A 22,539-nucleotide genomic window follows, 5' to 3' on the forward strand; every position below is an offset into this window, starting at 1 on the left:
ATCAGTCCTTCGCCTGCGCAACGCTATCGACGCCGGCGGGGCGGCTGGCGACGTTGCGCGCGCTATCGGGTACCAGGGAGGCCATGGCGACGCGCTTGGCGTTCACTTCGACGCCGGGGCGCACGTGCTGCAGGCCATTCACGATCACGACGTCCTCGGCGTTCAGGCCGCTGTCGACAACGCGCAGGCCATCGACAAGCGCACCAGTGGACACGCGGCGGTATTCCACCTTCTTGTCCTTGCCGACCACGTAGACGAACTTGTTGCCCAGGTCGGTGCCGACCGCCTTGTCGTCAATGAGTGCGCGCGGCTGCGTGTTGCCGCTGCGCAGTTCGACGCGGGCGAACAGGCCCGGCGTGAATGCGCCATCGGCATTCGGGAACACCGCGCGCAGGCGGATCGTGCCGGCACCGGCCTTCACCTGGTTATCGATGAAGTCGATCTTGCCGATGTGCGGGTAGCCCTGTTCGTCGGCGAGGCCCATGTCTACTTCCGGCGCGTGGCCGTTGGCACGGCGCAGCCGATCGAGCTTGAGGAAGCTCTGCTCATCCACGTCGAAGTACACGTACATCGGATCGGTGGTGACGACGCTGGTCAGCGTATCGGTGGGCGTGACGAGGTTGCCGGCGGTGATCTGCGCGTTGCTGACCTTGCCATCGACCGGGGCACGCACCTCGGTGAACGAAAGATTGAGGCGCGCGTTGTCGAGCGCAGCCTGTACCGAGGCGACCTGCGCCTTGGCGCTGGCGGCCGCGGTATCCAGGCGATCGGCCTCTTCCTGTGAGACAGCGTGCTGCTGCACCAGCTTCGCGCCGCGGGCCGCGTTGGCATCGGCGTTCTTCGCCTCGGCCCTGGCCTGGGCCAGGTTAGCCGCCAGGCGGTCGCTCTCGGCGCGGTAGGGGCGCGGGTCGATGGTGAAGAGCAGGTCGCCCTTCTTCACCGTGGCGCCTTCGACGAAGTGCACCGAATCGACGTAGCCGCTGACGCGCGGGCGGATCTGGATCGTATCCACCGCCTGGATCCGGCCGGTGAAGGTGTTGCTGTCGCTGACGGGGCGGAGCAGGACCTGGGCCACCGTCACTTCGGGCGTCGGCATGGCCGGGGCCTTGTCGGCGGCGTGGGTGCTCGGCGAGCTGAGCCAGATAGCCGAGGCGATAGCCACCGCCAGGGCGGACGAACCGAACAGGATTTTCTTCTTCATGGAGGGGAGTCCGGTGAGTGTGTGTAGGGGGAGCCGAAAGGGTTCGGGCGGCGCAGGATCCAACCTCAACGTTGGTTGAGGTCAAGCCGGTCCGTCTCAGGGGGCGTAACTTAGGTCTTGCGCGTCAAGCTAAAAATGGGTCTACAATCATCGCGGCTGTGACGCTGAGTCACGAATACCTTCAGACCGGAGCTGGCGATGGAAGACTTTTCCGCTATCAGCGTGTTTGTCCGGGTGGTGGAAGCGAAGAGCTTCTCCGCCGCCGCTACCCACCTTGAAATGACCCCTTCAGGGGTGAGCCGCGCCATCTCCCGGCTGGAAGAAAGCCTGGGTGCGCGGCTGTTCTTCCGATCGACCCGTTCGCTACGGTTGACCGACGATGGCAGCGCGTTCTACGCAAGATGCAAGGAAATCCTGGCGGACCTGACGGAGGCCACCGAGGCCCTGGGGTACGCCAAGACCAAGCCGGCGGGCAAGTTGCGCGTGGCCGCCTCGTCGGCCGTGGGCCGGGCGGCACTTATTCCCAATCTGGTGGAATTCGAGCAGCGCTACCCGGATATCCGGCTCGAGCTGACCATGTGTGACTTCCCGTTCGATCTGAACGAGGAAGGTTTCGATTGCGCCATTCGCATGGGCGAACTGGCCGATTCCAGCCTGATCGCGCGCAAGATTGGCCACTTCAGCAACGTGCTTTGTGCGTCACCGGCGTACCTTGCCCGGCACGGCACCCCTCGTTCCATCGAGGACCTCAAGAGCCACCGGGCGGTGAACTTCGTGCACCCGGCTACCGGCAAGGCCTCGCAGTGGCAGTTCGATTCCCCGGGCGGCCGCGTCTCGGTGGACGTCGACGCCCACATGATGATCAACGACGGCGAATCGGTGATCCAGGCGGCGATCGCCGGCCTGGGCATCATCCAGGCCCCGCACTGCCTGGCGGCCTGCGCGCTTTCCAAGGGGATGCTCGAGATCATCATGACCGATACGATCTCGACCGGCTCCAACCTGTGGATCGTGTACCCGCAGAAGCGCCACCTGTCCGCCCGCGTCCAGGCCTTCATCGAGTGGACCAGCGAGCTGTTCCAGCGCACGAGCGATCCGCAGTGTCGCCTGGTGGAACAGCAGCAGGCGGAGCTCGAGGCGGTACGCAAGAAGAAGATGCCGGCTATCGCCGCGGTGGCCTAACCCGCCACCTTCATAATTCATCATTCGGTTTTCAGGCACTTCAGATGACCTGAAGGCGTACTGGGGGCTCCTCACACGGAGCCTCCTTCATGCGCTATCGACTTGCCAGACTCCTGTTCGCCCTGGCCGCCTTTCCGGGCTGGGCCGCCACCTACGTACCCCCCAAACCCAGCGCCGATGGCTGGCAGGTCGCCGATGCAGCCCGCCTCGGCTGGGACACCGCGACGCTCGAAAGCCTCGGCCCGAAGATGGCCGATGGCACCTATAAAAAGATCACCAGCGTGGTCGTAGCCGACCACGGACGGCTGGTGTACGAGGGCTACTTCAACGATGGCTCGGCCGACGCGCTGAACGATGTGCGCTCGGCGACCAAGAGCCTGACCGCCATGCTGGTCGGTGCCGCCATCCAGCGGGGGGCCATCAAAGACGTACAGACCCCCGTCTACACGTTCTTCCCCGATGTGAAGCTCGAGAAGGCCGATGCCCGCCGGGCAAAGATCACCCTGGAAGACCTGCTCACCATGAGCTCGATCTGGGAGTGCGACGACGACAACTCATTCTCCACCGGTAACGAGGAGCGCATGTACGTTTCCGAGCGCTGGCTGGATTTCGCCCTGAATTTGCCGGTGCGCGGTTATGCGCCGTGGGTGCAGCGCCCCGCGGAGGCACCGTATGGCCGGGCGTTCTCCTATTGCACCGCGGGTGCCTTCGTGGCCGGCGCGGCGGTGGAGCGGTCCGTGAAGGAGCCATTGGCCACGTTCGCCCGCGAGGCGCTGGAAGCACCGCTCGGCATCACCCAGTCGCACTGGAACACCTCCAGCGAAGGCATTGGCATGGGCGGCGGTGGCACGCGCTACCGCTCGCGCGACCTCGCGAAATTCGGGCAGCTCGCGCTGGATGGGGGCGAGTGGCAGGGTAAGCAGGTGTTGCCGGCGGCGTGGGTGACGGCGATGCTCACGCCGCACGCGCAGGCCCGCGAGGACGCCGAGTACGGCTACCTGTGGTGGCGCTTCCACTTCACCATCGATGGCGTGGATACGCCGGTCTGGGCGATGAGTGGCAATGGCGGGAACTACGTGTTCGTCGTGCCGTCACGCGGTGTCGTCGCCGTCATCACCAGCCAGGCATTCAACGAGCGCTTCGCGCACCCGCAGTCGCAGGGGCTGTTCCGCGACATCGTGCTCAAGTCCCTGCCCAAACGCTGATTGCGCGCAAGCACGGCCCTACAAAAGCCACCATTTCTGTAGGAGCGTGCTTGCACGCGATGCATGTGCACCGCAGTGCTACTACGGCACGGTATCCTGTAGTAGCGCGCTTGCGCGCGATTCCCGATCACAGGGAAGATCGGCAGGACACCACTTCGCTTCCAGCACGCGTTCGCGCTCGGCACGCGTGCGCCGCTCAATACTGCCGATCACGTCCTGGAAACCTGGATCCGCGGCAATCGGCGCAAACAAGGGAGAAGCGCGCAAGTACCCGGCATCCCGCCAGCCCATCGCCACGGCATCATCCAGCGCCGCGATGGCCCCTCGATGATCGCCCGCGGCCTGCAGTAGCCACACCAGTTCAAAGCGGCTTGCTGGCCAGGGATCGTTGGCCAGGGCCTTGCGCGTCGCGACGACGCGTTGCTGCAGCGCTTCACCCGCGATGGGCCTGGCCGCGTAGAGCAAGCTCAGCGTCTCGGGCAGCGATGCTTCCGGGCGTAGCGCATGCGCCTCCGCGAATGCGTTCGAAGCGGCGTCCTTGTCACCGCGGCGCAATGCAAGCTCGCCCTCAAGCAGCGGGAGTTCAGGGCGCGCGGTATCCCGTTGGCGAGCGGCGGCGATGGCCGCACGCGCCTCGTCAAAGCGGCCACGTGCAAACAGGTACGCTGGCCAGCCGATGTTGCCGAAGACGTTATCGGGCGCGAGGTCGAATACCTGCTTGTAGCGCTGCCCCGCCTGCGTCGTAAAACCAAGCAGCTCGTATTCACGTGCCAGCTGCACATCGCGATACCGCACGCGGGCCGGGTCGCCCTGCATGCTCAGGTTGGCATGCAAGGCATCGGCGAGGCGGCCCTGCTCCTGGTAGAGGTACGCTGCGGACGAGCGCGTGGCATCGTCGGCGGGATCCAGGCGAACCGCGGCCTCGTAGGCGGCAATGGCCCCGCCGATATCGCCAAGGCAATCGCGCGCATAGCCGAGTGCGGACCATGCCACGGCGCTCTCCGAGCCCACCGATACCGCGCGGCCCGCAATTCGTAACGCATCACGCGCATCATCGATGCTGCCGTTGTACAGGCAGGTGCGTGCCGCGCGCGTACGGCTGGCCCCCGATAACGCTTCGACATCGTCGGGGGCTTCGTGCAGCGCCCGATCGTACAGGGCGAGCGCGCGCTCATTGTTATCGCGCTGGCCCATGCGCGCGTACCAGTGGGCGCGATCGAGGATCTGCTGCTCGGCGCTGGGTGCGGGCTTCTGTTCTCGTGCGAGAAAGCTGGCACCGAATGCGGCAGCCGCAAGCACACCTACGGCGGCCAGTGCCGGCCAGAGGGTGAAGCGCCGCTTGCCGTGCTCGATAAGATCGGGAACCACCGGCGCGCCAAGCTGGTAGCCACGGCTACGCACGGTACGTACATAGCGTGGCGCCCGTGCATCATCACCCAACGCCTGCCGCAGCAGGCGCACACGCTGGGTGATGGTCTCCTCGTTCACTACGGCAGGCGCCCATACCGCGTCGATCAGTTCATCGAACGTGACTACGCGGTCGCCGTGTTCGACGAGGCAGGCCAACAGGCGAAAGCTTAGCCCGGCGACATCGAGCCGGATGCCGTCCCGCTCAACCGTTTGCCGGTCGAGATCGATGATGAGATCGAGCAGTCGGTAGCGGCGCACAGGTTATGCCGGATCAGACACCGGCGGGGAGGAACAGGAGCAGGGCGATGCCCAGCGCAATGCGATACACCGCGAAAGGCGTGAAGCGATGCGAACGGATATAGCCCAGCAGCCATTTCACGGCCACGAACGCAACGATCGTGGATACGACGAACGCGACACCCAGGCCGGTCCAGTCTTCGCCCGCCGCACCGCCATGCTGGAAGGTCTTGAGCAGTTCATAGCCGGTAGCGGCATACATGGTCGGGATGCCAACAAGGAACGCGAATTCGGTAGCGGCAGCCCGGTTGCTGGTGCCGGCGAGCATGGCAATGAAGATCGTGGCCGCAGAGCGCGACGTGCCCGGGAAAATGCCCGCGACCATCTGTGCGAGGCCGACAAGGATGGCGACGCGCCAGGTGATCGCGACCTGGTCAGGACGCTTCGAGGCGACCTGCTCGGCGAGGATCATCCAGAAGCCGCCGACGATCAGGGCCCACGCGATCGGCGTGATGGTCTCGGGCAGCTTGAAGCCCATCTTCGTGGCGATAAGGCCAAGCACTGCGGTGATCAGGAACGCGACGGAAAGCTTGGCGATGTAATCGCGGGTTTCCGGGCGGCGCCAGTTCTGCACGAAGCTCCACAGCGTGCGCCAGTAGATGAACGTCACGGCGAGGATCGCACCGGCCTGGATGGCGACATTGAAAAGATCGGAGCGGGCGCCGAGCCAGCGCTCGGCGATCAGCAGGTGGCCTGTGCTCGAGATGGGCAGGAATTCGGTGATTCCTTCGATGATGCCGAGGAGGATGGCGCTGATCAGATCATTCACGTCGCGGTGCTTCCAATGGGGACGGCGGCACAGCTTAGCCTGTCCGGCATGGCAGGTGCCCGCACGACGGGCACCCTGTTCACCATTACGTGCGCCAGGCACGCCATCGGGCGGCCTGTTCGCAAGATTTTTCCGCGCGGTCGGTCAGCCGAAGGTCAGGGTTTCGGTCAGGTCGCCCGGGGCCGGGCCGCCGGCCTTTACCATTGCGTCGTCGCGCATCTGCAGGCCGGGCAGCTTCTCCAGCTTGAAACGGCGTGTCAGGAAGCGCGAGATCGAGCCGGTGTCGTAGATGGTGTGCTCGACGTGCCCCTTCTTTGCGAATGGCGAGACCACCAGCGCGGGAATACGCGTGCCCGGCCCCCAGCGATCGCCCTTGGGCGGCGCCACGTGATCCCACCAGCCGCCGTTCTCATCGAACGTGATGATGACGAGCATGTTCTTCCACTGCGGGCTCTTCTGCAGCTGGTGCACGATGCTGCCGATATGGCGATCGCCCGCCTCCACGTCGGAATAGCCGGCGTGCATGTTCAGGTCGCCCTGTGGCTTGTAGTACGCCACGGTCGGCAGTTTGCCCGCGGCGACATCCGCCAGGAATTTATTGGTCTTCGGCGATTCGCCCGTGCCGCCATCGCGCAGGTGCTTCGCGCGCGCATCCGTGCCCGGGGCGAGCGAGACGAAGTAGTTGAGCGGCTGGTGGTGCGGCTGGAAGTTGGGGGTGGACGGGAACGTGCCGTCGTCGCTATCGCCCTTGCCATCCAGCGCGGCCTGGAAGCCGCCGCCATACCACGCCCAGTCGACGCCCTTGGCCGATAGCACATCGCCGATCTGCTTGTGCTTCTGCGGCACCAGGGTATTCGGGCTGCTGGCATCGGCCAGCAAGGGGTTCTTGCGGTCCACGTTGAAGCCCGGCGAGTACGGCGGCCCGATGGTGTTCACCGCGTAGAAGTCGGGTGTCAGCTGATTGTGGTGCGCGAACTTGGGTTTGCCGTCCATCGCGCTCTTCGGTGATTTCTCGTCCATCTTCAGGTGGTAATCCGTGGCGCTACCGCTTTCGGTCACCGCAATGGCGAACTGGGCCGGGCTCTTGTCCGCATCCGGGTAGAACGGTGGCTGCGCGGCGACCAGGTACTGGTGATTGAGGAACGAGCCGCCGAACGCGCCCATGAAGAAGCGATCGCACAGGGTGAATTGTTCGGCCAGGCGCCACAGGCGAAGGTGCACGGGGGCGTCGGCGTAGTGGCCCATGGTGAGCGCGCCGTTATCGCCCCAGGCCACGAAACCATCGTTCTTGCCGCCGTTGATCTGCAGCTGGTTGTTGTAGAACGCGTGCACGAGGTCGCGGGTAACCACGCCGTGCGGGAGCGGCGTGCCATCGCCAGTGTGCAGCGCCCAGGGGGCGTTCGGCAGGCCGGTGATGTCGCCTTCGGCGATCTTGTACGTGCGGTGGTCCACGGTCTGTTCGTGCGGGACCATGCCGCCCCAGATCGGCGGAAGGGTCTTCAGCGGCGTGCCATCGCGGTCGCGCTGGACAGTGCGCTCGGCAGGCACATCCTTGAGTGGCTCGAGCAGGCCGGGGAAGTTCGCGAAAAGATTGTTGAAGCTGCGGTTCTCGGCGTAGATGACGACGACGTTCTGGATGTGCTTTTCCAGGAGGGCATCGAGCGCGGCACCCGTCGGCGCGGCGGGCGCCGTCTTCGCGGCGCCTGCGGCAGCGTCCGCAGCCCCACCCAGGGCCAGCATCGCACCCGTCGTGGCCATGCCGCCAAGCAGGCGGCGCCGGCCGGCGTCAGGGGTATCGTTATCGTGCTTCTTCGTCATGGCTCCACACCGTGGGGTGGAGCCATCAAGGGGGAAGCTCCACGCTTTGAGAAAGTTGGGATACGCCGTGCTCGTCGAATGATTCGACGGCCACCACGTAGCGAACGCCCCGGTTCAAGCTACGCAGGGTAAACGAAGTTGGCTGATCGGCAAAACGCTGGTAGGTCGAGTGCAGCCGATCAGCCGCCAGGCCCCAACGGACGTTGTAGCCCACGGCGCCGGGTATGGGATTCCATGAAATCGTGGCCTCGCGGGTATCCGTGCCGCGAATCGCACTCACCTTCGTGGGCGCGGATGGCGCGGGGCCGTCGGCGTTACCGAAGACACGGATATCGGAAATCGCAAGATGCTTCGCGCCCACGTGCTTGTGCACATAGCGGATGAAGCGAAGCCGTGCCGGCTTCTCCAGTTCGATGTATGCGTTCGGGCGGTCGCGATCGGAAGCGGAGAGATCCGCGAGCGTCGTCCATGCCCTGCCATCGACAGAACCTTCGAGAATGAATTGCGTGACCAGGTCCGGCGCGTCGCCATAACGGTCCGACATATAGTCAGCGTAGTTGACTTGCACAGCACGCACCGTAGGCGTTCCGCCCAGGTCGAGCGTCACCGTTTCGCCGGCACCGTTTTTCTTCGCCACCCAGAATGTACGCGGGTCTTCATCCGTAAGCATCGACGCCGGGTGGTCGCCAAGAGCGGATGATGCGGTCGCCTTCTTGCGGTACGAAAGCAACATCCAGCCTGTGAACGTGCTTTCGCCATCGCGTAGCTTGTGGTCTGGCATGCGCTGTGGGAAATCGCCGAAGCGCGTATCCACCCACATCTGGCCATCGTCGTGCCAGCCTGCGGGGAACATGTCGACGCGCCGTTCGAACTTCCAGTTCACGCCGAGCCAGGCAGTGCCGGTGTTCCATGTGTTTCGGTACACGTCCTCGAACGTCGACCCATGGCCGGCGCCGGTCACGAAACCGCCAGGTTTGTAGCCGACGGGGTTGTAAGGCGCGTAATGGAATGGCCCCAGCGGGGATGTGCTCACGTACACGCCGGTGCCATACACGTTGTACTCGGTACCGGGGCCTCCGTACTGAAAGTAATAGCGCCCACCGTGCTTGTTCATCCACGAGCCTTCGATATACGCCGGTTTGTCGCCCATCGTGTGGTCTGGACCGAACCGCTCCCAGCCGTGGTTCGCCGGATCGAGGTAGATGGAAGCCTTGGGCGTCGTGACGAATGCGAGCCGCTTGCCTTCGCCTTCGTTCGATCCAAAGTTCATGTCGAGTTGGGCGCCGTAGAGCGGCAGCGTGTCCGATGATCCCCAGTACAGATAAACCTTCCCGTCGTCATCCTGGAACAGGCCAGGGTCCCACGGCCCTGGCGGCAGCGCGCCATTGAAGGGTACCTTTCCTGACTCGTCGTACTGCGTCGCACCGGGGATGAAGGGCAGGCTCCGGGTCCAGAACGACCAGCGGCCATGCGCGGGATCGGTGGACACCATCATTGGCCGCGGTCCGAAGGCCGATTGCATGAGGAAGAGCTTTCCATCGGCTACCAGCGTAGCAGGCGCGACATGACCGTCGTACGGCCAGTGATCCGGCTGCACGAAATCCCAGTGCAACAGATCCTTCGACATCCAGTAGCCATCGGCCAGGGTCTGGAACAGATAGTAGGCGTCGCCATAACGCACGATCGCTGGATCCGCGCCGGTGCGGTACGAGATTCCCTCGTTCATCTGCTCCCAGTTGTACCGGTAGTCGATATCGAGGGGGTTCGCATAGGTATGCTGGGCGGCAATGCTCCCCAACGGGGTTGCGGCCAGCATCACGGCGAGGCTGTAGGCAAGGCGTGGCATGGGAGAGCCTTCTGCGACGATCCGTCGATGGTGCCAGCGTAACCCGCGTTACGCTCGGCAACTTTCGTGGACAGAATCGCAAATACCCGCAGCCATAGGCACAGGGACGGAGCGGATCCCGTTACCCGGCAACACGGGACGTCTTATCGTTGACGGTCCACACGGGATCCTGCAAGCGAATCCTGGCGACGCGGCAAAACACATCCTCGCCTTCGTCGAAATGGTCAGTACCTGAGCGCGACACGATCGCTAGCTGCGCGTCTTTGTCTTGGCGCTGTTCGAGGGCTCAGGGTGCCCCTGGAGGTATTGGCGCATGTTCACCACATCGCCCCGTTCATCCGGATCCTCAGCGAAGCGATCAATGTAAGCGCGAATGGCTTTGAATCGCGCCGGGCTATCGGTGGTCATCAGCACGTTCGCCCGGAGCAGGTAGCCCGAAGCCATGTCCGGATCTACCTCGATGAGGCGGTCGGCGACTGCCGCGGCGCGGTCATAGCGCTTTGCATTGAGAAAGTAATAATTGCCGATGACCGACAGCACCCAGGTGTCGCGGTTACCCATTTTGAATGCGGCATCGAGGAGGCCGGGGGCGTCATTCATGTTGCCGGAGTAGTACATCCACGCGCCGACCACGCCGAGCACGTCTGGATCGGTCGGATGATTCCTCGCGGCGCGCCTGAGTATGTCAGTCGCCCATGGGTCACGGATATTGCGCGAATTGGCCTGCCCGAGCGTGTAGAGGGCCCCGTACGAGCTGTCGTCGAAGCGCAGGGATTCGAGGGCGAAGATGACGGCATCCTCGCGACGATTTGCCCGCCGGGCATCGGACGAAAGCTCGGCGAGCGCCGTGGCTGTCGCCACATCGTTGCCCGCTTCCGCAAAACGTGCCCCTGGTGCCGGGCAGATTGGCCGCTCATTGATCTCTGCGATGTGGGCCCGGCTTGCCGCGACCCACAATAGCGGGTGCTCGGGTGCGAGCGATGTCGCATCGTCTTCGAGCTTGAGCAGCCAGCCCTGGCTGCCTCCCCACTTGCGCGAAGACATCCCGGCGGCCGTGATACGCATGGCCACGCTGATCCTGTCCAGGGCGATGCCTTTCTCCATGGCAGCGATTGAATATTCGTTGTCGGCGGTAAGGCGTCCGATTACGAACATATCCGAGTACATTGTCGGCACCGCGGGCGTCATCGTGGCCGCTCGGGCGAACTCGCGCCGGGCGAGCCCCGCCTGTTCATGCATGCCATGCCGTTGTTCGTCCGTCATATCCGCGGCGTACGCGGAGCCGCGCGCGATCGATGCGGCACCGGTGTACTGCATGGCGCTGGCTGCGACAGCAAACGCGCTATGTGGCCGCTGGTGCATCCACGCATCAATCGTCTTGCGCATGCCGGGCGTCGACCTCCTGAAGCCCGCATTGATGACCGCGATGTCGAGCAATCCGGCTTGCGTCGGATCGGTCATCTGGCCATGCAGGTAGTCTTCGAACGCTTTGTCGACGGCCGCGCCTTTGCCCGCTGCGATCAGTCGGCTGATCTCGGGTCCGCTCAAGGTCTTATAGTTGCGGTAGCGGCAATACGCCTCGACACCGGCGGGGTGCCAATGGGAGCCGGGTGGATCGGGCATGGCCAGGCACCGCTGTAGCGGATCGGTCATGGTCGATGCTTTCCGTGCCTGCTCAACGAACGCCGCGTAGGTGGGCGGTGCGTTGGATGGCGAGGCACCAGCGGCCATGCTGGCCGTTGACGCGAGCCACAGGCCTGCCGCGCCCACCTGTAAGGCGAGCCGGATCCTTGCCACCCGGGACCCAGCCCCGATATTCACGACGAGATCGATCATCCGGTGCCCCCTATCCCTGTTTGTGCCGGCACTATATCCGCCCCTTAGGGCCACGGACGCGGACGTTCGCCTTTCGGACCATGGCGAGGAAACGTTCGTCATGGGCACCCCGCGGAACAAACCATGCGCACCGTCGGTTGACGAAAATGTAGAGCGTGTGCGGGGAAACGCACACGCTATGTACCGAGTCCCATTTCAGGTCCGCACTATTGCCCGCGTTGTCGCAACGGATGCGCTCTGCCGTCACGGTGAATTCGGGCGGCCCATGTTCCCGGCTCTGCAAATACAGCTTTCTGGCGATCTTCAGGTAGCGTGGGACCACCAGCGCCAGCATGACGGCGATGAACACCAGCATCGGCATCCAATTGAGCAGGGGGTTGCGGCCGTGGTCGGACAGACACATCGCCGCCATCAGGATGGTCGTTGCAAGCAGCAGAACACCGTCTGGTAGCCAGCGATACATACCGAGCACACTACGCCGGAGCCCGGACAGCGTCCGATCACAGCGTATGATGAGGATATCTTGCGCCATTGACCTTCCCTGGGTGACGTATTTAGGTGAGCATACTGATACGGCAGTACTGCCACAACCTAAGGAGCAGGGGCATGGAAGACGTACTGGTGATCGAATCGCAGCCTACGTTGCCGACGATTCGTCGAAGCATGATCGGCATGTATCGATGGACACCCGGAGGGAAGCTCCTGCTAGCGGGTATCGGCCTTTGGCTGTTGATTTTCTTGTGCTTCCCCCAGGGCATCCGTCACGCGCCACTCGTTCCCGCTGCCATCGGCGGCTTCGTCGTGTCCATGCTCGCGATGTCAGTGTGGATGTCATTGAAGAGCGCACGGCAGCTGTTCAACAAAACGCGCAGTGGCGGGCCGCTTCGGTTCACGGCGACTCCGTTACATATGCGCTGCGACTTTGACGGCGACAGCCTGGAAGTTACGTGGAAGAACGTGGAGCGTGTCTGCGTGTCGGCCCACACCGTGTATGTATTCATCGGCCGCAACACCGCGTGGCTTATCCCACGCAGCGAGCATGAGGCGCGATTGTTGGAATTTGCACGCGCTGCAAACGTGCGTGTTCTCGGGGCGTAGGGGCATCGTCGGCACCAGCAAGGTCGAGCATGTCCGGATCGACCCGGACGGTGGCCGTTCGCCCTTCGGGCGGAAAACGTCCTCGGCCGGATTGGTGCACCAGCCAAACCAATGCACCATTTAGGTGCAATCCTGCACATGTCACTTAGGCGTTCTATGATGCCGGGGCTTGTTCCAGGCCGGTCCGTCGCTCCGGAGCCGCTGGCATAGCGATTGCTATAAGCCCTGCGCCCACATACCTAATTCCGAGGTTTGCCCATGTCCGCCGCTTCCAAAGTGCTGAACCTGATCCAGGACGAGGAAATCGAATTCGTCGACCTGCGCTTCGCCGACATGCTCGGCAAGCACCACCACGTCACGTTCCCGGCCCACGCCATCGACGAAGGCACCTTCGAAGACGGCAAGATGTTCGACGGTTCGTCGATCCCGGGCTGGAAGGGCATCAATGAATCCGACATGGTCCTCATGCCGGACCCGGAAACGGCCCACCTCGATCCGTTCAGCGCCCACAAGCAGCTGATCCTGCATTGCGACGTGCTCGAGCCGAGCACCATGCAGGCCTATGGCCGCGATCCGCGCTCGATCGCCAAGCGTGGCGAAGCCTTCCTGAAGTCGACCGGCATTGCCGATACCGCCTTCTTCGGCCCGGAACCCGAGTTCTTCATCTTCGACTCGATCCGCTGGCAGAACGACATGGGCCGCGTGTTCTACGAGATCAACTCCGAAGAAGCCGCATGGTCGTCGCGGTACAAGTACGACGGCACCAACACCGGCCACCGCCCGGGCGTGAAGGGCGGCTATTTCCCGGTCAGCCCGGTGGATAGCCTGGGTGACCTGCGCGCCGACATGTGCAAGGTGCTCGAGTCGCTGGGCCAGGTGGTGGAAGTGCACCACCACGAAGTGGCCAACGCGGGCCAGTGCGAGATCGGCACCCGCTTCAACACGCTGGTGAAGAAGGCCGACGAACTGATGACGATGAAGTATGTCATCAAGAACGTCGCCCACCAGGCCGGCAAGACCGTCACCTTCATGCCGAAGCCGATCGTCGGCGACAACGGCTCGGGCATGCATGTGCACCAGTCGCTGTCGAAGAACGGCGAGAACCTGTTCGCGGGCGACCTGTACGGCGGCCTGTCGCAGACGGCGTTGTGGTACATCGGCGGCATCTTCAAGCACGCCAAGGCCATCAACGCCTTCGCCAACAGCACGACCAACAGCTACAAGCGCCTGGTGCCGGGCTATGAAGCCCCGGTGATGCTCGCCTACTCGGCGCGTAACCGCTCGGCCTCGTGCCGTATTCCGTACGTGGCCAGCCCGAAGGGTCGCCGCATCGAAATCCGCTTCCCGGATCCGATGCAGTCGGGCTACCTGACCTTCACCGTGCTGATGATGGCTGGCCTGGACGGCATCCTGAACAAGATCGACCCGGGTGCACCGGCCGACAAGGATCTGTACGACCTGCCGCCGGAAGAAGAGAAGAACATCCCGCAGGTGTGCGCGAGCCTGGACGAGGCCCTGTCGGCCCTCGACAAGGATCGCGACTTCCTGAAGGCGGGCGGCGTGTTCACCGATGACTTCATCGACGGCTACATCGCGCTGAAGATGCAGGAAGTGACCCGCTACCGCGCGAGCACCCACCCGCTCGAGTTCCAGATGTACTACGCGATCTGATCGCATTCCTCGGGGTGAGGAAGGAAGGGGAGCTTCGGCTCCCCTTTTTTTTCTACAGAATGGATTGTTCCGCTGAGATTTCGCTCAAGTCGTGCCCCTTCCGGCCGATGCAGCAGGGCCAGATGACAGTTTTGTGACGGTCTGGGCTTTATTACTGACGTAGAAGCCTGCGTCGGCTGCTACTTTTTTGCTGAAGCCGCCACGCATCCGGCGGGTTGGAAGGGGTACTACCTTGAAGAAGACGATCCTCGCCGTGCTGGCGCTGGCTGGCAGCGCCTGTGCCGTGGCCGACGATGCGCCGCGCAATACCTACGACTGGCGCAGCAACTGGCCGACCCATTATGTCTTCGCCGATGGCACGGACTTTGGCCTGGCGTTGAAATACCAGTTCGACGTGGATCGTTTCGAGAACGACAAAGGTACCTACGAGGACTCGCAGACCAACCGGCGCAAGGAGTTCGGCTTCTTCATCCGGAAAAAGGGCGTCTATGACGCCACGGCGAACTACGATTTCCAGGCAAAGACCTGGCTGGATGTCTACTTCCGCCTGCAGACCAAGGCCGTGTTAGGCGAGGATGCCGGCGCAGTACGTGTTGGCTTCATGAAGACCCCGGTGGGGTTTGAAGGCAACACCAGTACGGGTAGCACATCGTTCATGGAATCGTCGCTGCCCATGCAGGCGGTGTATGCGAACCGCCGGATCGGCGTGGATTGGGCGCTCACCCGCAAGGCTTATCTGGTCCAGCTGGGCTACTACAAGGGCGGCAACCTGCAGGGCGACCTCGATGGCCGCATGGTCGCCGCGCGTGCGGCGTGGACGCCGATGAACTCGGCGGGCAACGTGCTGCACCTGGGTGCCTCGGTATCACGTGAGAACCCCGAAGGTACGTGGGATGGCCGCGGCCACTACAACCCACCCTCGGCGCGTTTGCGGGCGCTCCCCGAAGCCGGCCTTACCACCCAGCGCCTGATCGATTCGGGCAACCTGGCACCCGCCAGCTATATCGATCGCCGCGGTGCGGAGCAGTTGTGGATCCACGGCCCCTGGTCGGTGCAGAGCGAGTACCTGGACGCCAAGGTGAAGCTGGTCGATAAGCCCGCCTACAACGCGCACGGCTGGTACACCTTTGGCAGCTATGTGATCACGGGCGAGTCGCGCGGCTACAGCGGCGGCAATGTAACGGATGTGTTGCCGAAAGGCCCCTGGGGTGCCGTCGAAGTGCTGGTTCGCTACAGCACGCTGGATCTCGACGACGGCCCCACCAAGGGCGGTAACGAACACGACTGGACCTTCGGGGCTAACTGGTACCTGACGAAGTACCTGAAGTTCCAGGCGAACTACGTGCGTGCCTTCAGCGACCGGCGTGACCTGCGCATCGATCCGCATATTTTCGAGGTGCGCGCGCAGATCATGATCTGATCCGGCTAGCTGTCCTGAAGCGAGCGCTCGATCAGTTCATCCACATTGCCAGGCGATGCGACATCCGGATGCTGCCTGGCCTTGCGTGGCTTGCGTACATAAGGGCACGAGCCAAGCCTGGCTTCGGGCACCTCGCCCGTAAGGAGATAGTGTCCGGCAGCCTTCTCGACGCACGGCGTGCTCGAATTTGCAACGATACCGTGGCCCGTTACGCCTTTGGCGACCACCAGGCGAGCCGCCGGAAAGTGTTCAAGGATGCGTGCGGCGCCGTCCAGCGGTGTGCGCACGTCGTGCTCCGCATGGATGAGAAGGAAGGGCGGTGTGGCGAGTGCCGGCTCGAGCGCGGGACGGTGGGCGACTCTTCCAGGCCATTGCGAGCAGATGAGGGCAAAGAACTCAACGCCCTGGCGACTGGCGGGAAACGCCGCGCTCCGCTCTTGCATCACTCGCTGCCAATGGCTCGCTGGTAAGTCCCATGGATTGTCGTTGCAGCGTGTGGCGAGAAAAACGGATTCGCGGGCACCAAGGGTTTGCGTGTGCCACGTCGGCGCATGGATCGTCTCCGCATCGGGCTCCCCGGCGTCCAGAGCCTCGATGATCTTCGCATCGTTGCCGAAGTAAGCACCGATGAGTGCGTCGACGCGCTTGCGGACCTTGGCTTCGACGTCGCCGCTCATGGCAAAGCGTACCCCCGTGATGCGTGCATGCATCTCGCTCTCTGTCATCCATGGCCGTTCGATGAGCAGGTCGGCCAGTACCAGCGCGGCTTTCAGTGACGAGGCGCTCTGTACGAGCGGCAGGAGGGTATTTCGCGCCCTCGCGGGCATGGCCCGGAGCCGACGGACGATGGCCGTCTCGTCATTGGCGACACGGTAGAGCATGTGCTTCCTAAGTAGCGGATGCAGGGCCCGGCGCTGGAACTCGCGGTGCCGCTCCTGCGAGGTTGCCAAATCGGCATCGTCGATGCTGCCGGTGAAATCGATGCTGGAATCCAGCAGTAAGCGCCCTGCAGTGGTGGGGAACATGGCGCGATACCACGCCCCGACCAGGCCGCCGTAGGAATACCCGATGAAGTTGAGCAGCGGCTCGCCCAGTGCCCTCCGCGCCTGCTCCAGATCAAACACATGCTGTTCGCTGCCGATCCACCGCGCGGCGGGATTCGCCCCGCAGTTCTCAGCAATATCGCGTGCGGTGGCCGTTGTTGCGTGCCAGTCCGACAGCGCATCGGGCGGTGCTTCGATCGCATCGATGCCCCGACACTGGAAGGTATCCCCGCCCTCAAGGCCGCGTGGTACGACGGCGACCAGGTCGTAACGGTCCGACACCTTTCGCTGCCATCCGGCGATCGGGTCATTTGCATCGGACAGCGCCCACTTCGCGCCCACCGCTACGATAAAATCGCGGGGATTGCCGCCTGGTCCGCCGATATGGATGAAGTAGCTACCTTCACGCCTTGCAGCATCCAATGCCGTGACGCGGATGAGGCCTACGTCGATCTTTGGGCCCTCCGGATGATAGTGGTCCAGCGGTGCGCGAAGCCGCGCGCATTGCAGCCGTTCGGCAAGTCGCGTTCTGAGTACGCTCTTTATCCTGGCTACGTTCGCGTCGACATCGGCGAACGTGTCATCCGGGCATGCCGACCACGCGACGGACGGGACCGGGAATGAAAGAGGCCTGTCGGCACGCGCTTCAAGGGAAAACGTGAGCGTTACCAGGATAAGAAGCGTATCGAAATAGCGAGGTTTCATGGAGCATCCTTCTATGAGGCAGCGCCGTTCCGTGGCGCCGCGAGGGGATCATCGCGCGGGGACGAAGTCACACGCAGTGCGACGGGTTGGCGCGGCAGGTACCTCGCCTGTAAGCAGGAAGTGCGAGGCTGCGCCTTCGATGCAAGGCGTGTACGAGCCGTTGTACAAGCCATGGAAGTCGCTATGTTTTGCGACTATCAGGTGGGCATTGGGGAAGCGCGCAAGGATCGCTTCGCTGCCTTCCACTGGGGTGCGGGTATCGTCGTCCGCCTGCAACATCAGGAACGGAGCGGCAAGCTTTACGATATCCATGTCGGGCTTGTCGGCCGTGGAGCCTCCCCAACGCGTGCAGGTGAGGTAAGGCTTGATGATCATGCCGTTATCGCCCCAGTATGTGACGGCGTACTGGTCGGCACGGGCCCGGATCGCCGGGACCGAACCCCACCACGCATCGTCGTTGCACAACGTGGCCAGCCACACCGAATCGCTTGCGGGGCCGAGCATCACACCGTGGAGCAAGGCGTTGCCGACAGGCGCACCACGCATGGCAGGCGAATACGCCGCGGCGTTTGCACCGGCCAGTTCAAGCGCAGCGGCGAACAGGCCGGCATCCGTATCCGGGTCGTTGGAGAACGTGCGACGCAGCACGCTTCGCTCCATCCAATCCCAACCGTGCCAGCCGGCCTCCCTCACCCAGGCATTCATATGCAATGCGGCCGCCAGGTGGAACGGTGTCGCAAGCTGTCTGCGCCAAACTTGCCGAAGAAACCCTGGCATGGCCCACAGGGACGGCTCGATCGCCTTGCTGTCCATCGAAAGGCCATAGTTGCGCGGTGCCGCTACCACCGGCTCGAGCACATCGCGTTCGAAAATCCGTTTCTCCGCATCGAGCGTCAGCCGGATCGCCGTCTGGAAGCTCCCTGGAAAATACACCGGCGAATCGAGCAGCATGCGGCCCATGTGTGCAGGGTAGGTGCCCGCGTACCATGCCCCGACCAGACCCCCGTACGACACACCATAGAAATGGATGCGTTCATCGCCGATGGCACGGCGTACGTAATCCATGTCGTGTACGTGCTGCTCGGTGTTTATGTAGCGTGCGCCCGGGGCGCCACGGCACGCTTTCGCGTCGCCCCATGCATCGTCGACGAACCGTTGCCAGTTCGCGTCGTCACGGTTTGTAGGGAGGAAGGCGGCGGTGTGCCTGCGCGTGGCCAGGCACTCCAGGCGGGCCCTGGCCGCCAAGCCGCGTGGGATGACGGCAACGATGTCATAACGCCTGGCCAGCGACGCCTTGTCAGCCTGGAGTGAATCGTTTGGATCGGCCATGGACCACAGTTGGGCCAGTTTGGGCACGACGGAACCGGGGTGCCCACCGGGACCACCGATGTTGAAGAAGATGCTGCCTTCACGTTGCGCGGGATCCATCGCAGTGACCCGCACCACTTCGACCGGCAGGGTGGCACCGTTCGGCCGGCGGTGATCAAGGGGCATGTCGATATCCGCGCATTGCAGGCGATCACCGAGAGCAGGCCATGTGCCCGCTTCCGACGAGGCGGGGCAGGCTTGCCAATGAATTACCGGTGTATCGGCCATGGCAGCGAGCGGCATGACGGCGGCAAACGCCATCGCGACGGCGACGACCGCACGGGTGGGGGTGGGGCGGGTGAGAAAACGCACGGGGGCATCCTTGCAGGCGAGAAGGCCCGCATCCGGTGCGGGCCTTCGGAAACGCGCAGGTTAGGTGCTTATGCCACGGCGCCCAATCAGCGACGGCCCCACGAGTGCGTCGCCGCATGCCACGGCGGCACGTAGTCCTTCGCTACTGCATGTGCCAGCCATGGCTGACAAGGAGCGACTGTCCGGTCAACGCATTCGAATCGAAACCGGCCAGGAACAGGGCGGTATCGGCGATATCTTCAAGGGTGGTGAATTCGCCATCGACCGTATCGCGTAGCATGACGTTGCGCACGACGTCCTCCTCGCTGATCCCCAGCTCCCGCGCCTGCTCCGGTATCTGCTTCTCGACCAGCGGCGTGCGCACGAAGCCGGGGCAGATGACGTTCGCGCGAATGCCGTCAGGGGCGCCTTCCTTCGCGATGACGCGGGCGAGCCCGAGCAGGCCGTGCTTGGCTGATACGTAAGGTGCCTTGAACTTCGATGCGACATGGGAATGAGCTGATCCCATCAGGATGATCGCTCCGCCCCGTCCGGCAGCTACCATCTGGCGCATGGCGGCGCGCGAGGTGAGGAACGCGCCATCCATGTGGATCGCGAGCATGCGTTTCCAGTCCGCGTAGGCCAGGTTTACCAGGGGGGCAATGATCTGGATGCCGGCGTTGCTGACCAGGATGTCGACGGAGCCAAGCTCGCGTGCCGTCCGCGCAAAGCCCTCTTCGACCTGTGCTTCGTCGGTCACATCCATGGCCAGGCCGATGGCGTTCGGGCCCATCGCGTCAGCGGCGGCCGCCGCCTTGTCCGCCGCGATGTCGGCGACGGCGACCTTCGCGCCGGCGTTTGCGTAGGCCTCGGCGATCGCCCTGCCGATACCGCTGGCCGCGCCGGTCACCAGGGCGACCTTGCCGTTCAGATCCTGCATGGTGCTGCTCCGCTTGAGGGACAAGCGGCCAGTATGCGCCCCGCCGCGTGGCGGGGCGTTGAAGGCGTGTGCCTTCAGGGCTTGCCAAGGACGAACGATGCGGATTCGCCCTGTGTCGACGAACGGGTGATCCATACATCGAACGTGCCCGGCTCGGCCTCGAACGTGCGGCCGTCGCGATGGGTGAACGCGAGATCACGCCGCTCGAGTTCGAACGACACCTCTTCAGAGGCACCCGGGGCTAGCAGGATCTTGCGGAACGCCTTCAGTTCGCGCACCGGGCGCACGCGGCTGGCGACGCGATCGTGGACGTAGAGCTGGACCACTTCTTCGCCGGTCACCGCGCCGCTGTTGGTCACCGTGGCCGTGACCACGATCGTCTCGTTCCAGCCCACCTGCGCCTTCACGACGGGCGGCGTGTAATCGAACGTGGTGTAGCTCAGGCCGTGGCCGAACGGATAAAGCGCCTCGAACGTGACCTCGCGGTAGCGGGCCTTGAAGGCCGGCGGCTGGTCGGCCAGTTCGGGGCGACCGGTGCGCGGGTGGTTGTAGAAATACGGCTCCTGGCCGCTGTCCTGCGGGAAGCTGACAGGCAGGCGGCCCGAGGGGTTGTAGTCGCCGAAGACGACATCGGCGATGGCCGGACCAGTCTGGCTACCCAGGAACCATGTGACGAGGATGGCGTTCGCCTCGCGCACCGCACCGGTCAATGCAAGTGCGCGGCCGTTCTTGAGCAACACCACGACCGGTGTGCCCGCCGCCGCGACGGCTTCGGCCAGCGCCTGCTGCGCCGGCGGGACGATGATCTGCGTGCGCGCCTGGGCTTCGCCCGAATACGTTTGTGGTTCGCCGATGGCCAGCAAGACGACGTCGGCACGTTTCGCGGCGGCAACGGCGGCTTCAATGCCGCCTTCGATCGCGTCTTCGAAGCCGGAACCCGCGACGACTTCGAGCGACGAGACATCGGCCAGCGCATCGCGCAGGCCGGTTTCGATGTTCACGTGGCGGTTCTTGTCGCCGAACAACGTCCAGCAACCTTCGAGGTTATCCACATCCGCGCCGAACGGGCCGATGAGTGCGATCTTCTGGCCCGCTTTCTTCAGGGGCAGTGCGCCGTCGTTCTTCAGCATGACGATAGAGCGCCGCGCCGCATCCCGCGCGAGCTCAGCGTGCGCGGCATCCTTCGATCTATCGGCCTCGACCGCCGCATCAAGCGAGCGATAGGGATTGTCGAAGAGGCCAATGGCATCCTTTACCGCAAGGACGCGACGAACGCCCTCGTCAAGGACGGCCATGGGCACATCGCCCTTCTCGACCAGGTCGGGCAAGCTGGCTGCGTAAAAGCCGCTCTGCATGCTCATATCTACGCCCGCCAGGAATGCCAGGCGCGAAGCATCGCGCTCGTCTTCCGCAAAGCCGTGCGCGATGAGTTCCATGTCGGCGGTGTAATCGGAAACGACGAAACCCTTGAACCCCCATTCGCCGCGCAGGATGTCGGTCATCAGCTCGCGGTTGGCCGATGCGGGCACGCCGTTGATATCGTTGAAGGCGCTCATGATGGTGAGCGCTCCAGCATCGATCGCCGCCTTGAAGGGCGGCAGGTGAATGTCTCGCAGCGTCTGCGGGGCGATGTCCACCTGGTTGTATTCCATGCCACCCATGACGGCGCCATAAGCGGCGAAATGCTTGGGCGTGGCCAGCAGCGAGTCGTTCGCCTTCAGGTCGTTGCCCTGGAAGCCGCGTACGCGCGCGGCGGCGAACGCCGAGCCCAGCACGACATCTTCGCCTGCACCCTCGGCGACGCGGCCCCAGCGCTGGTCGCGTGCGATATCCACCGCCGGCGCGAACGTCCAGTGGATGCCGGCCGCCGTGGCCTCAACGGCCGTAGCGCGGGCCGTGCGTTCGGCCAGGTCTGGCTCAAACGTGGAGGCTTCGCCCAGGGGAATCGGGAACACGGTGCGCATGCCATGGATGACATCCGAACCAAATATCAGGGGGATGCCAAGACGGCTCTCTTCCACGGCTACACGCTGGGCCTCGCGCCCCTCCGCCGCGCCCACGCCATTGAACAGCGAACCCACGCGGCCAGCCCGCACCTGCTCAAGCACTTCAGCGGCATCGCGCGCATTGGCTTCCGGGTTGATATCGGGAGCAAATGGGCGGACGGCATCGGCGAAGATGCCAAGCTGGCCGACCTTCTCCTCGACGGTCATGCGGGCGATGAGGGCTTCGATGCGGGAGCTGGAGGTCATGGGTTTGCCTTGCGGGGAATGACGGCGGCGTCAGCAGACGCTACGGCGGGCAAGGATACTGGTAACCGGACCCGATGTGGGCACGTAAATGACGTTACACGTAAACGATTACGGCCTTGGCGCCCAAAGGCTTCACGGAGGTGAAGACGCCTGCGCCACGTCCCCCGCCGCGATCGCCGCGGGGGGT

16 protein-coding genes are annotated in these 22,539 nt (G+C 63.9%); 5 read left to right on the plus strand and 11 right to left on the minus strand.

The window, feature by feature from the left end; genetic code table 11:
- Position 1: 1 nt before the first annotated feature.
- Positions 2-1,201 (minus strand): efflux RND transporter periplasmic adaptor subunit, encoded by a 1,200-nt coding sequence (locus L2Y97_RS00710; protein WP_247431641.1) that lies wholly within the window; start codon positions 1,199-1,201, stop codon positions 2-4.
- A 198-nt stretch (positions 1,202-1,399) separates the two neighbouring features.
- Between L2Y97_RS00710 and L2Y97_RS00715 the strand changes: the two genes are divergently transcribed.
- Both L2Y97_RS00715 and L2Y97_RS00720 read left to right on the plus strand, forming a co-directional pair.
- Positions 1,400-2,383 carry a LysR family transcriptional regulator gene (locus L2Y97_RS00715; RefSeq protein WP_247431644.1) on the plus strand — a complete coding sequence of 328 codons (984 nt, stop codon included), beginning with the start codon at positions 1,400-1,402 and terminating at the stop codon, positions 2,381-2,383.
- 89 nt (positions 2,384-2,472) lie between these two features.
- Positions 2,473-3,588: a serine hydrolase domain-containing protein gene (locus tag L2Y97_RS00720; RefSeq protein ID WP_247431647.1), complete on the plus strand. Its 1,116-nt coding sequence runs from the start codon at positions 2,473-2,475 to the stop codon at positions 3,586-3,588.
- A gap of 81 nt (positions 3,589-3,669) precedes the next feature.
- Here the strand turns inward: L2Y97_RS00720 and L2Y97_RS00725 are convergent, their stop codons facing one another.
- From L2Y97_RS00725 to L2Y97_RS00750, 6 genes are all read right to left on the minus strand, one after another.
- A complete protein-coding gene (locus L2Y97_RS00725) occupies positions 3,670-5,256 on the minus strand; it encodes a winged helix-turn-helix transcriptional regulator (RefSeq protein WP_247431649.1) in 1,587 nt (528 codons plus the stop codon).
- A gap of 13 nt (positions 5,257-5,269) precedes the next feature.
- Positions 5,270-6,064: an undecaprenyl-diphosphate phosphatase gene (locus L2Y97_RS00730; protein WP_247431652.1), complete on the minus strand. Its 795-nt coding sequence runs from the start codon at positions 6,062-6,064 to the stop codon at positions 5,270-5,272.
- A 144-nt stretch (positions 6,065-6,208) separates the two neighbouring features.
- Entirely contained in the window at positions 6,209-7,882 is a 1,674-nt protein-coding gene (gene acpA / locus L2Y97_RS00735; protein ID WP_247431654.1) for an acid phosphatase, read from the minus strand.
- 25 nt (positions 7,883-7,907) lie between these two features.
- On the minus strand, positions 7,908-9,728 hold the full coding sequence (locus tag L2Y97_RS00740; protein ID WP_247431657.1) for a family 43 glycosylhydrolase: 1,821 nt from the start codon (positions 9,726-9,728) through the stop codon (positions 7,908-7,910).
- A gap of 249 nt (positions 9,729-9,977) precedes the next feature.
- On the minus strand, positions 9,978-11,564 hold the full coding sequence (locus tag L2Y97_RS00745) for a tetratricopeptide repeat protein (RefSeq protein ID WP_247431660.1): 1,587 nt from the start codon (positions 11,562-11,564) through the stop codon (positions 9,978-9,980).
- A gap of 31 nt (positions 11,565-11,595) precedes the next feature.
- Positions 11,596-12,096: a YcxB family protein gene (locus tag L2Y97_RS00750; RefSeq protein ID WP_247431663.1), complete on the minus strand. Its 501-nt coding sequence runs from the start codon at positions 12,094-12,096 to the stop codon at positions 11,596-11,598.
- Between the two features lie 74 nt (positions 12,097-12,170).
- On the opposite strand from L2Y97_RS00750, the gene L2Y97_RS00755 reads away from it, so the two are divergent.
- The 3 genes from L2Y97_RS00755 to L2Y97_RS00765 all read left to right on the plus strand — a co-directional run bounded on the left by L2Y97_RS00755 (position 12,171) and on the right by L2Y97_RS00765 (position 15,753).
- Positions 12,171-12,662 carry a YcxB family protein gene (locus tag L2Y97_RS00755; RefSeq protein WP_247431666.1) on the plus strand — a complete coding sequence of 164 codons (492 nt, stop codon included), beginning with the start codon at positions 12,171-12,173 and terminating at the stop codon, positions 12,660-12,662.
- A 258-nt stretch (positions 12,663-12,920) separates the two neighbouring features.
- Positions 12,921-14,333, plus strand: a complete 1,413-nt coding sequence (gene glnA / locus L2Y97_RS00760) for a type I glutamate--ammonia ligase (RefSeq protein ID WP_247431669.1) — start codon at positions 12,921-12,923, stop codon at positions 14,331-14,333.
- 232 nt (positions 14,334-14,565) lie between these two features.
- Positions 14,566-15,753, plus strand: a complete 1,188-nt coding sequence (locus tag L2Y97_RS00765; RefSeq protein WP_247431672.1) for an OprO/OprP family phosphate-selective porin — start codon at positions 14,566-14,568, stop codon at positions 15,751-15,753.
- A 5-nt stretch (positions 15,754-15,758) separates the two neighbouring features.
- Here the strand turns inward: L2Y97_RS00765 and L2Y97_RS00770 are convergent, their stop codons facing one another.
- The 4 genes from L2Y97_RS00770 to L2Y97_RS00785 all read right to left on the minus strand — a co-directional run bounded on the left by L2Y97_RS00770 (position 15,759) and on the right by L2Y97_RS00785 (position 22,352).
- Complete coding sequence (locus L2Y97_RS00770; protein WP_247431675.1) at positions 15,759-17,501, minus strand: alpha/beta hydrolase; 1,743 nt, start codon at positions 17,499-17,501, stop codon at positions 15,759-15,761.
- A 48-nt stretch (positions 17,502-17,549) separates the two neighbouring features.
- Positions 17,550-19,181, minus strand: a complete 1,632-nt coding sequence (locus L2Y97_RS00775) for an alpha/beta fold hydrolase (protein ID WP_247431678.1) — start codon at positions 19,179-19,181, stop codon at positions 17,550-17,552.
- A gap of 142 nt (positions 19,182-19,323) precedes the next feature.
- The gene (locus L2Y97_RS00780) at positions 19,324-20,100 is read right to left on the minus strand and encodes a 3-hydroxybutyrate dehydrogenase (protein WP_247431681.1); all 777 of its coding nucleotides are present in this window, start codon (positions 20,098-20,100) and stop codon (positions 19,324-19,326) included.
- 74 nt (positions 20,101-20,174) lie between these two features.
- Positions 20,175-22,352, minus strand: a complete 2,178-nt coding sequence (locus L2Y97_RS00785; protein ID WP_247431684.1) for a glycoside hydrolase family 3 N-terminal domain-containing protein — start codon at positions 22,350-22,352, stop codon at positions 20,175-20,177.
- Positions 22,353-22,539 lie beyond the last annotated feature (187 nt).

It is taken from the genome of Luteibacter aegosomatissinici (assembly GCF_023078495.1).
Classification (GTDB): Bacteria; Pseudomonadota; Gammaproteobacteria; order Xanthomonadales; family Rhodanobacteraceae; genus Luteibacter; species Luteibacter aegosomatissinici.